This is a genomic window from Pseudomonas sp. MWU13-2862 (assembly GCF_023242495.1).
Lineage (GTDB): Bacteria > Pseudomonadota > Gammaproteobacteria > Pseudomonadales > Pseudomonadaceae > Aquipseudomonas > Aquipseudomonas gingeri_D.
Genome location: NZ_JALMEZ010000008.1, coordinates 116,961 through 132,556, shown reverse-complemented (window position 1 = coordinate 132,556; position 15,596 = coordinate 116,961). Strand labels below are relative to the sequence as shown.

Annotated in this window: 14 protein-coding genes; 10 read left to right on the top strand and 4 right to left on the bottom strand. The window is 61.2% G+C overall.

Going from position 1 to position 15,596, the window contains the following annotated elements; genetic code table 11:
• Positions 1-177: 177 nt before the first annotated feature.
• The 3 genes from grxD to M5C56_RS16130 form a co-directional block, all read right to left on the bottom strand.
• A complete protein-coding gene (gene grxD, locus M5C56_RS16140) occupies positions 178-519 on the bottom strand; it encodes a Grx4 family monothiol glutaredoxin (protein ID WP_103494169.1) in 342 nt (113 codons plus the stop codon).
• 109 nt (positions 520-628) lie between these two features.
• A complete protein-coding gene (locus tag M5C56_RS16135; protein ID WP_103494170.1) occupies positions 629-2,734 on the bottom strand; it encodes a molybdopterin oxidoreductase family protein in 2,106 nt (701 codons plus the stop codon).
• 135 nt (positions 2,735-2,869) lie between these two features.
• Positions 2,870-3,160, bottom strand: a complete 291-nt coding sequence (locus tag M5C56_RS16130; protein WP_103494171.1) for a hypothetical protein — start codon at positions 3,158-3,160, stop codon at positions 2,870-2,872.
• A gap of 419 nt (positions 3,161-3,579) precedes the next feature.
• Between M5C56_RS16130 and argF the strand changes: the two genes are divergently transcribed.
• Together argF and M5C56_RS16120 are read left to right on the top strand one after the other, a co-directional pair.
• Positions 3,580-4,500, top strand: a complete 921-nt coding sequence (gene argF / locus M5C56_RS16125; RefSeq protein ID WP_103494192.1) for an ornithine carbamoyltransferase — start codon at positions 3,580-3,582, stop codon at positions 4,498-4,500.
• The gene (locus M5C56_RS16120) at positions 4,497-5,546 is read left to right on the top strand and encodes an ABC transporter ATP-binding protein (protein WP_103494172.1); all 1,050 of its coding nucleotides are present in this window, start codon (positions 4,497-4,499) and stop codon (positions 5,544-5,546) included. The genes argF and M5C56_RS16120 overlap by 4 nt, the downstream gene beginning before the upstream one ends.
• A gap of 13 nt (positions 5,547-5,559) precedes the next feature.
• On the opposite strand, the gene ybaK is transcribed toward M5C56_RS16120, so the two are convergent.
• Positions 5,560-6,030: a Cys-tRNA(Pro) deacylase gene (ybaK, locus tag M5C56_RS16115; RefSeq protein ID WP_103494173.1), complete on the bottom strand. Its 471-nt coding sequence runs from the start codon at positions 6,028-6,030 to the stop codon at positions 5,560-5,562.
• A 372-nt stretch (positions 6,031-6,402) separates the two neighbouring features.
• Here ybaK and M5C56_RS16110 point away from each other — a divergent pair, with 372 nt between their 5' ends.
• From M5C56_RS16110 to M5C56_RS16075, 8 genes are all read left to right on the top strand, one after another.
• Positions 6,403-7,254 (top strand): MIP/aquaporin family protein, encoded by an 852-nt coding sequence (locus tag M5C56_RS16110; RefSeq protein WP_103494174.1) that lies wholly within the window; start codon positions 6,403-6,405, stop codon positions 7,252-7,254.
• Between the two features lie 94 nt (positions 7,255-7,348).
• Positions 7,349-8,854 carry a glycerol kinase GlpK gene (gene glpK / locus M5C56_RS16105; protein WP_103494175.1) on the top strand — a complete coding sequence of 502 codons (1,506 nt, stop codon included), beginning with the start codon at positions 7,349-7,351 and terminating at the stop codon, positions 8,852-8,854.
• Between the two features lie 289 nt (positions 8,855-9,143).
• Positions 9,144-9,899 (top strand): DeoR/GlpR family transcriptional regulator, encoded by a 756-nt coding sequence (locus tag M5C56_RS16100; RefSeq protein WP_103494176.1) that lies wholly within the window; start codon positions 9,144-9,146, stop codon positions 9,897-9,899.
• 300 nt (positions 9,900-10,199) lie between these two features.
• Positions 10,200-11,738, top strand: a complete 1,539-nt coding sequence (glpD, locus tag M5C56_RS16095; protein ID WP_103494177.1) for a glycerol-3-phosphate dehydrogenase — start codon at positions 10,200-10,202, stop codon at positions 11,736-11,738.
• 442 nt (positions 11,739-12,180) lie between these two features.
• Positions 12,181-13,095, top strand: coding sequence for a glutamate/aspartate ABC transporter substrate-binding protein (locus tag M5C56_RS16090; protein ID WP_103494178.1), 915 nt, complete (start codon positions 12,181-12,183; stop codon positions 13,093-13,095).
• 199 nt (positions 13,096-13,294) lie between these two features.
• On the top strand, positions 13,295-14,041 hold the full coding sequence (locus M5C56_RS16085) for an amino acid ABC transporter permease (protein ID WP_103494179.1): 747 nt from the start codon (positions 13,295-13,297) through the stop codon (positions 14,039-14,041).
• On the top strand, positions 14,041-14,712 hold the full coding sequence (locus tag M5C56_RS16080) for an ABC transporter permease subunit (protein WP_103494180.1): 672 nt from the start codon (positions 14,041-14,043) through the stop codon (positions 14,710-14,712). The genes M5C56_RS16085 and M5C56_RS16080 overlap by 1 nt, the downstream gene beginning before the upstream one ends.
• Complete coding sequence (locus tag M5C56_RS16075) at positions 14,709-15,443, top strand: amino acid ABC transporter ATP-binding protein (RefSeq protein ID WP_103494181.1); 735 nt, start codon at positions 14,709-14,711, stop codon at positions 15,441-15,443. The genes M5C56_RS16080 and M5C56_RS16075 overlap by 4 nt, the downstream gene beginning before the upstream one ends.
• The last annotated feature ends 153 nt before the right edge of the window (positions 15,444-15,596 follow it).

The window sequence follows — 15,596 nt, the reverse complement described above, 5'->3', positions numbered from 1 at the left end:
CCATTAAAAAGCCCCGCCTTCTTGTTCAGAGTGCGGGGCTTTTTTACAGGTGCCGAATAAACAAACACCTATCCCTGTAGGCACTGGCTTGCCGGCGATGAGGCCCGTAAGTCTTGTATCGATCTTGCGGACGTCATCGCCGGCAAGCCGGCTCCTACAGGATTGCGTGCAATCGACTCAGGCTTCGGTCTTGGCCGCTGCCGCTTTGGTCGCTGCATCCTTGACCAGGGCCTGCAACTCACCGTTGGCGAACATTTCCGCCATGATGTCGCTGCCGCCGACCAGTTCGCCACCGACCCACAGTTGTGGGAACGTCGGCCAGTTGGCGTACTTCGGCAGGTTGGCGCGGATTTCCGGATTCTGCAGGATGTCCACGTAGGCGAACTTCTCGCCACAGCCCATCACGGCCTGCGCGGCCTTGGCGGAAAAGCCGCACTGTGGAGCATTCGGCGAGCCTTTCATGTAAAGCAGAATGGTGTTGTTGGCAATCTGCTCTTTAATCGTTTCGATGATATCCACAAGGCACCTCTTCTGAACTTTCCGACTCTGTTGTCGGCACGGTGAGGCATTGTAACGGAAAGCCGAGCGTGGTGCTCGGTCTGCCCGATATCCGCCACCATGGCCGTTGTCAGGCCGCCGCCACCGTGACTGGCACGCCGTTCAGCGCCGCGTTGCCAGACAAGACGTCCAATTGGCGTTCATCGGTCAGGTCGTTGGCGCTGGAGCCCGGCTGGCCACTGGCAATCGCCATCTTCACCCCGGGCCGCGCATGCCCCCAACCATGGGGCAGGCTCACCACGCCGGGCATCATCTCCAGGCTGGCGAGCACCTCCACCTCGATCATGCCGACCCGCGAGCTGACCTGCACCCGCTGCCCATCCTCGAGACTGCGGCTGGCCAGGTCATCGGGGTGCATCAGCAGTTGATGGCGCGGCTTGCCCTTCACCAGGCGGTGATAGTTGTGCATCCACGAATTATTGCTACGTACATGCCGGCGGCCGATCATCAGCAACTCCCCGACTTGTGGTGCCTGTTGCGCGGCGAAGCGAGCGAGGTCGGCGAGGATCACCGCCGGTGCCGCCTGGACCCGCTGCCCGGGCGTCTTGAGGCGTGGCGCCAGGTTCGGCTTGAGCGCGCCGAGATCGACGCCATGGGGAAAGTCCTCCAGGGTCTTGAGCGACAGCTGGTGCGACGAGGCATCGCCATACAGCCCCATGCGCAAGCCCATGTCGATCATCTGCGCCGGGGCCATGGTCGGCTTGAGCACCTGGCCGGTCAGGCTGGAAAACGCCTTGGCCAGGCCGACAAAAATCTCCCAGTCGTGCAACGCACCGGCAGGCTTGGCCAGGATCGCCTTGTTGAAACGGCTGATGTTACGCACCGCGAACATATTGAAGGTGGTGTCGTAGTGATCGTTTTCCAGGGCCGAGGTCGACGGCAGGATCAGGTCGGCATAACGGGTGGTTTCGTTGATGTACAGGTCGATACTGACCATGAACTCCAGGCCGTCCAGTGCCTGCTCCAGTTGCCGGCCATTGGGCGTGGACAACACCGGGTTGCCGGCGATCGTCACCAGGGCCCGCACCTGCCCTTCCCCTTCGCTGAGCATTTCCTCGGCCAGGGCCGACACCGGCAATTCGCCACTGTACTCCGGCAGCCCGGACACCCGGCTCTGCCAGCGATTGAAGTGGCCGCCGGAGGTCGAGGCCACCAGGTCCACCGCAGGCTCGGTGCACAAGGCCCCGCCGACCCGATCGAGATTGCCAGTCACCAGGTTGATCAACTGCACCAGCCAGTGACACAAGGTGCCGAACGACTGGGTCGAGACGCCCATCCGTCCATAGCAGACCGCCTTGTCCGCCGCGGCGAAGTCCCGGGCCAACTGGCGGATCTGCGCCGCCGGCACCGCACACAGCGGGCTCATGGATTCGGCGCTGAAACCGGCCACGGCCTGGCGCACTTCATCGAGGCCGTCCACCGGCAAATGGCTGGCACGCGTCAGCCCTTCAGCAAACAAGGTATTGAGCAGGCCGAACAGCAAGGCCGCATCCCCGCCCGGACGCACGAACAGGTGCTGGTCGGCCATGGCCGCCGTTTCGCTGCGCCGAGGATCGACCACCACGACTTTGCCGCCCCGGGCCTGGATCGCCTTCAGGCGCTTTTCCACATCCGGCACGGTCATGATGCTGCCGTTGGAAGCCAGTGGATTGCCGCCCAGGATCAACATGAAATCGGTGTGATCGATATCCGGAATCGGCAGCAACAGGCCATGGCCATACATCAGGTGGCTGCTCAGGTGGTGCGGCAATTGATCGACGGAGGTCGCGGAAAAACGATTGCGGGTTTTCAACAGGCCGAGAAAGTAGTTGCTGTGGGTCATCAACCCATAGTTGTGCACACTGGGGTTGCCCTGATAGATCGCCACGGCATTCTGGCCATGCCGGGCCTGGATCGCCGACAGGCGTTCGGCCACCAGGGAAAAGGCCTCATCCCACTCGATCGGCAACCATTCGCTGCCCACTCGACGCATCGGCTGGCGCAGACGATCCGGATCGTTCTGGATATCCTGCAGCGCCACCGCCTTGGGACAGATATGCCCGCGACTGAAGGTATCGAGCGGATCGCCCTTGATCGAGGTGATCTGCACCGACGCTTCGGTGGTGGTGGTTTCGATGGTCAGGCCGCAGATGGCCTCGCACAGGTGGCAGGCACGGTGGTGGAGAGTCTTGGTCATGGCCAGTCTCTGTCTTGTTCAAGGCAACCCGGATCGGTTGCGAGAACAAAACTATGGCCCTACGCCGGGCAGCATGCCAGCGACGTTCATCTTGTGAATCGGGGGGCATCAGGCCTGCCGATGGCAGCCCTGAAATCAGGCCGAGGGCAGCATGGGAGCAGGTTGCAACTGGATCTCCTCAATCGTCTCGAGCTGCTCCTGGCCCATATGGACCCCGGTCAGCTCGCCGATCAGGCGCCAATGCTCGTCGAGACCGGAACTGATGGTCGCCATGCGATCGATCATCCGACGACCGGCCGCCCGGGTCACTTCATCTTCGCTGCGCAACAACTCGAACGACATCGAGGTCACGGAGGCGGTCATATGGGTCAGTGCCTGCGCCGTCAGCTTCAGCAATTCCATCAATTGTTGCTCTTTCGATTCCATTCCAAAGCCTCCATGTGTCCGCGGTGACACATTTTACAACCTAGCGGATTAGTTTAGGAAATGTTTCCACACCGGCCATCTTGCACGCCAATACCCCGCCCGGACAGTCAGAAAGCGACCAGGACCCGCCTGCGCCCGTCGCCCTCGATTGCCAAGGGTTCCGGGCACAGTGTACAAAGACCCGCTGTCGCCAGTGGGCCGGCGTGTATCGGACAGGGAAAAGGTCATGCCCAGCAAGACGATGCAGACCTCAACCGCCCTTAAACTAAGCCTCCTATTGGTAACACGCGACATTTTCTTATACGATCGCGTCTTCCCCTATTTCGTCGCCCCGTGCGGCTTACGCCGCAGGTCTCGCCCGTTTTTCCGTAAAACCCGGCTTTGAGTATCTGCGGTCTGTTGCAAAAAGGTAGTTAATGATGAGCGCAAGGCACTTTCTCTCCCTGATGGATTGCACGCCCGAAGAGCTGGTCAGCGTGATTCGTCGAGGCATCGAGCTGAAGGACCTGCGTGACCGCGGCGTACTCTTCGAGCCACTCAAGGGTCGGATTCTCGGGATGATTTTCGAGAAATCCTCGACGCGCACCCGCGTCTCCTTCGAAGCCGGCATGATCCAGCTGGGCGGCCAGGCGATTTTCCTCTCGCCGCGCGACACCCAACTGGGCCGGGGCGAGCCGATCGGCGACAGCGCCATCGTCCTGTCGCGCATGCTCGATGTGGTCATGCTCCGCACCTTCAAGCACAGCACCCTGACCGAGTTCGCCGCCAACTCCCGGGTCCCGGTGATCAACGGCCTGTCCGATGACCTGCATCCCTGCCAGTTGCTCGCCGACATGCAGACGTTCCTCGAACATCGCGGCTCGATCCAGGGCAAGACCGTGACCTGGATCGGCGACGGCAACAACATGTGCAACAGCTATATCGAGGCGGCCATCCAGTTCGACTTCCAGCTTCGGGTCAGTTGCCCCGAAGGTTATGACCCCAGCCCGGCGCTGCTGGCCCAGGCCGGTGAGCGGGTCCGACTGGTCCGCGATCCACGTGAAGCGGTACGCGGCGCGCACCTGGTGAGCACCGATGTCTGGACCTCCATGGGCCAGGAAGAAGAAACCGCCAAGCGCCTGGCCCTGTTCGCGCCCCTGCAAGTCACCCGCGAACTGCTCGACCTGGCCGCGCCCGAGGTGCTGTTCCTGCACTGCCTGCCGGCCCACCGGGGTGAGGAAATCAGCCTCGACCTGCTCGACGACCCGCGTTCGGTCGCCTGGGACCAGGCCGAGAACCGCCTGCATGCACAAAAGGCCCTGCTCGAATTCCTGGTTGCGCCGGCGTATCGCCCTGCATGAGTCATTCGCCGCTGTTGAACCTGCATGACCTGGCCTGCGGCTATCAAGCGCAACGGGTCGTGCAGAACCTCAACCTGCACCTCAACAGCGGGGACATCGGTTGCCTGCTCGGTGCGTCCGGGTGCGGCAAGACCACCACCCTGCGAGCCATTGCCGGTTTCGAGCCGGTGCACGAGGGCGAAATCCAGCTGGCGGGCGACGTCATCTCCCGCGCCGGTTTCACCCTCGCGCCGGAGAAACGCCGGATCGGCATGGTGTTCCAGGACTACGCGCTGTTTCCGCACCTGAGCGTCGCCGACAACATCGCCTTCGGCATTCGCCTGCACCCGCGCAAGACTCGGATCACCGAGGAAATGCTCGAGCTGGTCAACCTCAAGGGACTGGGCAAGCGTTATCCCCATGAACTCTCCGGCGGCCAGCAGCAACGGGTGGCCCTGGCCCGCGCCCTGGCGCCGGAGCCGCAACTGCTGTTGCTCGACGAGCCGTTTTCCAACCTCGATGTGGAGTTGCGGCGCAAGCTCAGCCAGGAAGTCCGGGACATCCTCAAGCAGCGCGGCACCAGCGCGATCCTGGTGACCCACGACCAGGAAGAAGCCTTCGCCGTCAGCGACCAGGTCGGTGTGTTCAAGGAGGGCCGTCTGGAACAGTGGGATACGCCCTACAACCTTTATCACCAACCGCAGACGCCTTTCGTCGCGAGCTTTATCGGCCAGGGCTACTTCATTCGTGGGCAACTGAGCAGCCAGGAGTCAGTGCAGACCGAACTGGGCGTGCTGCGCGGCAATCGGGCCTACGCCTGGCCGCTGGGCGGTGCAGTGGATGTGCTGCTACGGCCGGATGACATCGTCCATGCCCCGGACAGCGCGCTGAAGGCCACGGTCCTCGGCAAGACCTTCCTCGGCGCCTCGACCCTGTATCGCCTGCAACTGCCCAGCGGCAGCCAGCTGGAATCGATTTTCCCCAGTCACGTCGATCACCTGCCGGGAACATCGGTAGGTATTCGCGTGACAGCCGAGCATCTGGTGCTGTTCCAGCCCGCCGCGTAGACCGTGAGCGGGATCAGGCACGGCCGATATCGGCGAACTTCGCCTGGGTATGCTCGGCCAGCACCGCCGGCGCCAACTCAACTTCCAGGCCACGACGGCCGGCACTGACGAAAATACTCGCGAAGGGCTGCGCGCTCTGGTCGATAAACGTGCGCAAGCGCTTCTTCTGCCCGAGCGGGCTGATCCCACCCAGCAGATAGCCGGTGGCCCGCTGGGCCGCCGCCGGATCCGCCATCTCGACCTTCTTGGCCCCCGCCGCCTGGGCCAGCGCCTTCAGGTCCAGACTTCCGACGACCGGCACTACCGCCACCAGCAATTCGGCCTTTTCCGTACTGGCGAGCAGCGTCTTGAACACCTGCGCCGGAGCCAATCCCAGTTTTTCCGCGGCCTCCAGACCATAAGAAGCGGCTTTCGGATCGTGTTCATAACTGTGTACGCGATGTTCGGCACGAACTTTTTTCAGCAGGTCCAATGCGGGGGTCATGGCAGGTCCAGTCGGCTCGAAAGACAGGCGTGGATTTTAGGCTATTCGCAACGAAAAGGCTCTATGACAAGCCAAGCCTCAAGATTTTCCTAGGCTCACCAGAGCCAATAAATGCGTAAAAAACACCTTGATCCTACATACAAATCATCCTCATTTACGCAGCTATTCCCCAAAAAGTGGACTATCGTTCATTTTCGACCTTTGACATCAGCGTTTCTTGTCTATATTTTTTCGAAACTGAAGATTACAGTCCTACACTCAGCAGCAACGAGCGGTAAGCCGAAATCAGAGATGGGGATTCCTGAGCTTCGGTGCAAATCCACGTCCGTCATTGGGACGGACGTCTAACAACAACAAAAATCGAGGTGTCCAATGAGTACCGCTTTGAAACAACCATCGCTCTCGGGCCAATGCATCGCCGAATTCCTCGGCACCGCGCTGTTGATCTTTTTCGGCACCGGCTGTGTTGCCGCGCTCAAGGTCGCGGGTGCCACCTTTGGTCTGTGGGAAATCAGCATCATCTGGGGCATGGGCGTGAGCATGGCGATCTACCTGACCGCCGGCGTTTCCGGCGCTCACCTGAACCCGGCCGTGAGCATTGCGCTGTGCCTGTTCGCCGATTTCGATAAACGCAAACTGCCGTTCTACATCCTTGCCCAGGTCGCCGGGGCCTTCTGTGCCGCCGCGTTGGTTTACACGCTCTACAGCAACCTGTTCTTCGATTTCGAACAAACCCACCATATGATCCGCGGCTCCCAGGCCAGCCTGGAACTGGCATCGGTGTTTTCCACCTACCCCAACCCGGCCCTGAGCACTGCCCAGGCGTTCCTGGTGGAAGTGGTGATCACCGCGATCCTGATGGGCGTGATTATGTCCCTGACTGACGACAACAACGGCCTGCCCAATGGCCCGCTGGCGCCCCTGCTGATCGGCCTGCTGATCGCCGTGATCGGCAGCGCGATGGGTCCGTTGACCGGTTTTGCGATGAACCCTGCACGGGATTTCGGCCCCAAGCTGATGACCTTCCTCTTCGGCTGGGGTGATATCGCCTTCACCGGCGGACGCGACATTCCGTACTTCCTGATTCCGATCTTTGCACCGATTGTCGGTGCCTGCCTGGGCGCCGTGCTGTATCGCGGGATGATTGCCCGCCATCTGCCCAGCGCCCAACCCGCGCTACAGGAAGAACCCGCGACCGCGGCCAAAAAGGTCCAGGCTTCCTGAAACACCTGCAAGACGCCACTCCCTGTGAGCGCCCTTCTCCCTGAGGGCACTCATCCCGGCACTTTTTTCCCTATATTCATCAAGGCAATCGAAAATGACCGACACTCAGAATAAGAACTACATCATTGCCCTCGATCAGGGTACGACCAGCTCGCGGGCGATCATCTTCGATCGCGACGCCAATGTGGTCGGCACCGCCCAGCGCGAATTCCAGCAGCACTATCCACAAGCCGGCTGGGTCGAACACGACCCGATGGAAATCTTCGCCACCCAGAGCGCGGTCATGGTTGAAGCCCTGGCGCAAGCCGGCCTGCACCACGACCAGGTCGCCGCCATCGGCATCACCAACCAGCGTGAAACCACCGTGGTCTGGGACAAGGTCAGCGGCCGTCCGATCTACAACGCCATCGTCTGGCAGTGCCGCCGCAGCACCGAGATCTGCCAACAGCTCAAGCGCGACGGTCACGAAGAGTACATCCGCGAAACCACCGGCCTGGTCACCGACCCGTACTTCTCCGGCACCAAGCTGAAGTGGATCCTCGACAACGTCGAAGGCAGCCGTGAACGCGCACGCAGCGGCGAGCTGCTGTTCGGCACCATCGACAGCTGGCTGATCTGGAAATTCACCGGCGGCAAGACCCACGTCACCGACTACACCAACGCCTCGCGCACCATGCTCTTCAACATCCACTCCCTGGAATGGGATGCGAAGATGCTGGAGATCCTCGACATTCCCCGGGAAATGCTTCCGGAAGTGAAGTCGTCCTCGGAAATCTACGGCCACACCAAGAGCGGCATCGCCATCGGCGGTATCGCCGGCGACCAGCAAGCGGCCCTGTTCGGCCAGATGTGCGTGGAACCGGGCCAGGCGAAAAACACCTACGGCACTGGCTGCTTCCTGCTGATGAACACCGGCACCAAGGCCGTCCGCTCCAAGCACGGCATGCTCACCACCATCGCCTGCGGCCCTCGCGGCGAAGTGGCTTACGCCCTGGAAGGCGCGGTATTCAACGGTGGCTCGACCATCCAGTGGCTGCGTGACGAACTGAAGCTGATCAACGACGCCTTCGATACCGAATACTTCGCCAGCAAGGTCAAGGACAGCAACGGCGTGTACCTGGTACCGGCCTTCACCGGCCTGGGCGCTCCGTACTGGGACCCCTATGCCCGTGGCGCACTGTTCGGCCTGACCCGTGGGGTGAAGGTGGATCACATCATTCGTGCCGCCCTGGAGTCGATCGCCTACCAGACCCGCGACGTGCTGGACGCCATGCAACAGGACTCGGGCGAACGCCTCAAGGCCCTGCGCGTGGACGGCGGCGCGGTGGCCAACAACTTCCTGATGCAGTTCCAGGCCGACATTCTCGGGACCCAGGTCGAGCGCCCGCAAATGCGCGAAACCACGGCACTCGGCGCGGCCTACCTGGCCGGCCTGGCGTGCGGTTTCTGGGGCAGCCTGGAAGAACTGCGGGGCAAGGCGGTGATCGAGCGCGAGTTCGAGCCGCAGCGTCCTGAGGCCGAGAAGGAAAAACTCTACGCCGGCTGGCAGAAAGCGGTTAGCCGTACCCGCGATTGGGAACCGCACGAAGAAAGCAACTAAGCCGAACGCTGTTCATTAGGCTGAACACGGCCCTGTAGGAGCAGGGCTTGCCCGCGAAGGCGTCCTTGAAGACGCCAAAAGCTTCGCTGGCAAGCCAAGCTCCTACAGGTTTTGTGGCGCTCCCGAGATCGGACGACGCTCAACAGGCCGCAGAAACAAGAGCGACCTCAACAGCAACAACGTACGACACCCCCACCGCACATCCGCGATTGATTGGCCCCGCAAGTGGCAGACAGGTCCTTCCTGCGGCATGATGGAAGAATTTGTACGGCAGCCCAAAGGACGCCCAATGAATCTGCCTCCCCGCCAGCAACAAATCCTCGAACTGGTCCGCGAACGCGGTTATGTCAGCATCGAGGAAATGGCCCAGCTTTTTGTCGTGACCCCGCAAACCATCCGCCGCGATATCAACCAGCTGGCGGACTCCAATCTGCTCCGTCGCTACCACGGTGGCGCGGCCTACGACTCCAGCGTGGAAAACACCGCCTACGCCATGCGCGCCGACCAGATGCGCGATGAAAAGCAACGCATAGCCGAAGCCATCGCCGCCCATATCCCCGATCATGCCTCGCTGTTCATCAATATCGGCACCACCACCGAATCCATCGCCCGGGCGCTGCTCAATCACAACCATTTGAAGATCATCACCAACAACCTGCACGTGGCGTCGATCCTCAGCGCCAAGGATGATTTCGAAGTCCAGCTGGCCGGCGGTAACGTGCGCCGTGACGGCGGTGTAGTGGGCCAGGCCAGCGTCGACTTCATCAACCAGTTCAAGGTCGACTTTGCCCTGGTGGGCATCAGCGGCATCGACGAAGACGGCAGCCTGCTGGACTTCGATTATCAGGAAGTGCGGGTTTCCCAGGCGATCATCGCCAATGCGCGCAAGGTCATCCTGGCCGCGGACTCCAGCAAGTTCGGGCGCAATGCCATGGTTCGCCTGGGGCCCATCACCCTGATCGACGCCCTGGTGACCGACCAGGCGCCCGTACCGGCGCTGGCCCAACTGCTGCAGCAGCACAAGATCCGCCTGGAAGTGGTCTGACCCCCCTTGTAGGAGCGAGCTTGCTCGCGATGGACGTAAAGGCACCGCGATTATTCAGATACCCCGCGTTGGCGTTGGCGACCATCACGAGCAATCGAGCGTCGACAGGCTGCTCCTACAGTAACAAGGGCGCACCACCTCTCTCGCCCTACAATGTTCGATAATTTTCCTTTCCACCTATCCTGATGGATTTTTTCAATCAGGGTTGACTGGTCGTGAGCACGTTTATCCGCTACTATTTTCGAAAGTGAACATTAATGTTCGAATTCAAATATAGAGAAGACCCTGCGAGGCTCACCGATGAACCCCAGCACCTTGCCTGCCCCACCCCTTGCCGAGCTCTATGACATCGCCGTGATTGGCGGTGGTATCAATGGTGTCGGGATTGCCGCGGACGCAGCCGGTCGCGGTCTCTCGGTGTTCCTTTGCGAAAAGGACGACCTGGCCAGCCACACCTCCTCGGCCAGCAGCAAGCTGATCCACGGTGGCCTGCGTTACCTGGAACACTACGAATTCCGTCTGGTGCGCGAAGCCCTGGCCGAACGTGAGGTGCTGCTCGCCAAGGCCCCGCATATCGTCAAGCCGATGCGTTTCGTCCTGCCCCATCGTCCGCACCTGCGTCCTGCCTGGATGATTCGTGCCGGCCTGTTCCTGTATGACCACCTGGGCAAGCGCGAGAAGCTCGCCGGTTCGAAAAGCCTGAAGTTCGGCGCCGACAGCGCGCTCAAGGCGGAAATCACCAAGGGTTTCGAATACTCCGATTGCTGGGTCGACGACGCGCGCCTGGTAGTGCTCAATGCCATGGCCGCGCGGGAGAACGGCGCCCATGTACACACCCGCACCCGCTGCGTCAGCGCCCGTCGCGGCAATGGCCTGTGGCATCTGGAGATGGAACACGGCAATGGCGTGCGTTTCTCGATCCAGGCCAAGGCCCTGGTCAACGCGGCCGGCCCCTGGGTCGCCAAGTTCATCAAGGACGACCTGAAGCTGGAATCGCCCTACGGCATCCGCCTGATCCAGGGCAGCCACCTGATCGTGCCCCGGTTGTACGAAGGCGAACACGCGCACATCCTGCAGAACGAGGACCAGCGCATCGTCTTCACCATTCCGTATCTGGACCGTTTCACCCTGATCGGCACCACCGACCGCGAATACCAGGGCGACCCGGCCAAGGTCAGTATCACCGAAGCCGAAACCGACTACCTGCTCAAGGTGGTCAACGCACACTTCAAGAAGCAGCTGGCCCGCAGCGATATCCTGCACAGCTATTCCGGCGTCCGTCCGCTGTGCAACGACGAGTCCGACAACCCTTCGGCGGTGACTCGCGATTACACCCTGGCGCTCTCCGGCGGCAACGATGAAGCCCCGCTGCTGTCGGTGTTCGGCGGCAAGCTGACCACCTACCGCAAGCTCGCCGAATCGGCGCTGGCCCAGCTGGCACCGTTCTTCAAGAACATGAAACCGAGCTGGACCGCCACCTCGACCTTGCCCGGCGGCGAAGACATGACCACGCGCCAGGCCCTGAGCCACGAGATCCGTACCCGCTTCGACTGGATTCCAACCGAGATCGCCCGGCGTTGGGCGAGCACCTACGGCAGCCGCACCTGGCGCCTGCTGGAGGGCGTGCAGAACCTGAGCGACCTGGGCGAACACCTGGGTGGCGGCCTCTATACCCGCGAAGTCGATTACCTGTGCAGCGAAGAGTGGGCCTGCGCGGCCGTGGATATCCTGTGGCGGCGCAGCAAGCTGGGCCTGTTCACCACGGCGGCCGAGCAGCAACAGTTGCAGCACTATCTGGACAAGGTCGAGCAGCACCGCGGCAAGATCGAAGCGGCCTGATTTCGGGCACGTCTCAAAGCCGCCAAGAGCTTCGTCGGAACGCCGCCCGGACCAAGCCCTGCTCCTACAGTTCATCGTCGTTCACCCATTTTGTGTACGACACCACATTGTAGGAGCAGGGCTTGCCCGCGAAGAGGCCCTTGCGATCACCAACCCCCTCAAAAACAAGCCCCTTCCTACAGCCCCTTCCCATTCGGTTTTCCGAACAGCCCTTCGCCAACCATTCGGCAAACCGGACGCCAGACGCTCCGAAACCTCTCGAAACAATCAGATTCCCCTTTAAAATCAATGACTAAAACCTCACCCCCAAGCCTGGCATGAGTCGTGCTCTACACTCGATACCGAATGCTCAGGCCGCCCTTGGGGTCGGATGAGCGCTTCGAAGTACCCGAGAGTCGGCTGACCGACTCCATAAGAAAAACAATCTCGAGGAAACCATCTGATGCGCATCGTTCCCCAGCTTCTGGGCGCAGCTATCGCTGTTGCTCTGATCAGTACTCCAGTTTTCGCCGCTGAACTGACCGGCACCCTGAAGAAGATCAAAGAGTCCGGCACCATCACCCTCGGGCATCGCGACAGCTCCATTCCGTTCTCCTATATCGCGGATGCGTCCGGCAAGCCAGTGGGCTACTCCCACGATATCCAGCTGGCCATCGTCGAAGGCATCAAGAAAGACCTCGACATGCCAGACCTCAAGGTCAAGTACAACCTGGTCACTTCCCAGACCCGTATCCCGCTGGTGCAGAACGGCACCGTCGACGTCGAGTGTGGTTCCACCACCAACAACGCCGAACGCGGCCAGCAAGTGGACTTCTCGGTCGGCATCTTCGAAATCGGCACCCGCCTGCTGTCGAAGAAAGACTCCACCTACAAGGACTTCGCCGACCTCAAGGGCAAGAACGTCGTGACCACCGCCGGCACCACGTCCGAGCGCATCATCAAGGCGATGAACGCCGACAAGCAGATGGGCATGAACGTCATCTCCGCCAAGGACCATGGCGAAGCCTTCAACATGCTCGAAAGCGGCCGCGCCGTAGCCTTCATGATGGACGACGCCCTGCTCGCCGGGGAAATGGCCAAGGCCAAGAAGCCTGATGACTGGGCCGTGACCGGCACCCCGCAATCCTACGAAATCTATGGCTGCATGGTCCGCAAGGACGACCCGGCCTTCAAGAAAGCCGTGGATGACGCCATCGTCGCAACCTACAAGTCCGGCGAGATCAACAAGATCTACGCCAAGTGGTTCACCCAGCCGATTCCACCAAAAGGCCTGAACCTGAACTTCCCGATGAGCGACGAGCTCAAGGCCCTGCTGGCCAATCCGAACGACAAGCCTGCACCGGACAAAAAGATCTGATGCACCTCTGAGCGAACTCCCGGTGGCACGAACGCATATCCGGGAGTTTGTTGATATCTGCTGTACTGGCTTCTTCTATTGAGATGGGAAAGACACTCGGACCGCGAGCGGAACGTGTGTGCCTGACGAAGCACGTCAGGCGGGGCGGAGTCCCGGGAAGCACGTGCGTGACCACTGATTGATCCGAGGGGAGACCCGAATGAATTACAACTGGGACTGGGGCGTGTTCTTCAAGTCCACCGGTGTGGGCAGCGAGACCTATCTCGACTGGTTCATCTCCGGACTGGGCTGGACCATCGCCATCGCCGTGGTGGCCTGGATCGTTGCACTGATCCTCGGCTCGCTGCTGGGCGTGATGCGTACCGTACCGAACCGCGTGGTATCGGGCATTGCCACGATCTACGTGGAAATCTTCCGCAACGTGCCGCTGCTGGTGCAACTGTTCATCTGGTACTTCCTGATACCCGATCTGCTGCCGCAAAACCTGCAGGACTGGTACAAACAGGACCTCAATCCGACCACCTCGGCCTACCTGAGCGTCGTCGTCTGCCTGGGCCTGTTCACCGCCGCCCGGGTCTGCGAACAAGTCCGCACCGGCATCCAGGCGCTGCCCCGCGGCCAGGAATCGGCGGCCCGCGCCATGGGCTTCAAGCTGCCGCAGATCTACTGGAACGTGCTGCTGCCGCAAGCCTACCGGATCATCATTCCGCCGCTGACCTCGGAATTCCTCAACGTCTTCAAGAACTCCTCCGTGGCCTCGCTGATCGGCTTGATGGAACTGCTCGCGCAGACCAAGCAGACCGCCGAGTTCTCCGCCAACCTGTTCGAAGCCTTCACCCTGGCGACGCTGATCTACTTCACCCTGAACATGAGCCTGATGTTGCTGATGCGCCTGGTCGAGAAGAAAGTCGCGGTGCCCGGCCTGATCTCCGTGGGGGGTAAATAATGGACTTCGATTTCAGTGGCATCGTCCCGGCCATTCCGGGTCTCTGGAACGGCATGCTGATGACCCTGCAGCTGATGGTGCTGGGTGTCGTCGGCGGCCTGGTCATCGGTACGCTCCTGGCCTTGATGCGCTTGTCTTCGAACAAGCTGCTGGCCAACGTCGCCGGTGCCTACGTCAACTACTTCCGCTCGATCCCGCTGCTGCTGGTGATCACCTGGTTCTACCTGGCGGTACCCTTCGTCCTGCGCTGGATCACCGGAGAAGACACGCCGATCGGCGCGTTCGCCTCCTGCATCGTGGCCTTCATGATGTTCGAAGCGGCGTACTTCTGCGAAATCGTCCGCGCCGGCGTGCAGTCGATCGCCAAGGGCCAGATGGGCGCCGCCCAGGCCCTGGGCATGAGCTATGGCCAGACCATGCGCCTGATCATCCTGCCCCAGGCGTTCCGCAAGATGACCCCGCTGCTGTTGCAGCAGAGCATCATCCTGTTCCAGGACACGTCGCTGGTCTACACCGTGGGCCTGGTGGATTTCCTCAACGCCTCGCGCTCGAGCGGCGACATCATCGGCCGTTCCAATGAATTCCTGATCTTCGCAGGTCTGGTCTACTTCACAATCAGCTTTGCCGCCTCGCTGCTGGTCAAGCGTCTGCAAAAAAGGTTTGCCGTATGATCTCTATCAAGAACATCAACAAGTGGTATGGCGACTTCCAGGTGCTGACCGATTGCAGCACCGAGGTCAGCAAGGGTGAAGTGGTGGTGGTCTGCGGTCCTTCGGGCTCGGGCAAGTCCACCCTGATCAAATGCGTGAACGCCCTGGAACCCTTCCAGAAAGGCGACATCGTGGTCGACGGCACCTCCATCGCCGACCCGAAGACCAACCTGCCGAAGCTGCGTTCGCGGGTCGGCATGGTGTTCCAGCATTTCGAGCTGTTCCCGCACCTGACCATCACCGAAAACCTGACCATCGCGCAGATCAAGGTCCTCGGCCGCAGCAAGGAAGAAGCGACCAGCAAAGGCCTGCAACTGCTGGATCGCGTCGGTCTGTCGGCCCACGCCCACAAGCACCCGGGGCAACTCTCCGGCGGCCAGCAACAGCGTGTGGCGATTGCCCGTGCCCTGGCGATGGACCCGGTGGTGATGCTGTTCGACGAACCGACCTCGGCCCTCGACCCGGAAATGGTCAACGAAGTGCTCGACGTGATGGTGCAACTGGCCCAGGAAGGCATGACCATGATGTGCGTGACCCACGAAATGGGCTTTGCCCGCAAGGTCGCCAGCCGTGTGATCTTCATGGACCAGGGCAAGATCATCGAGGACTGCAACAAGGACGAGTTCTTCGGCGACATCAGTGCCCGTTCGGAACGTGCGCAGCATTTCCTCGAGAAGATCCTGCAGCACTAAAACCCCAGGCTCCCCCTGTAGGAGTCGAGCTTGCTCGCGATGGACGTCAACGATAACACGGGGTACCTGATGCCCCATGGCGCCTGCTCCACCATCGCGAGCAAGCTCGCTCCTACAGGGTTCAGGTGATGGCCGTGCAGACACGCGGTCTGG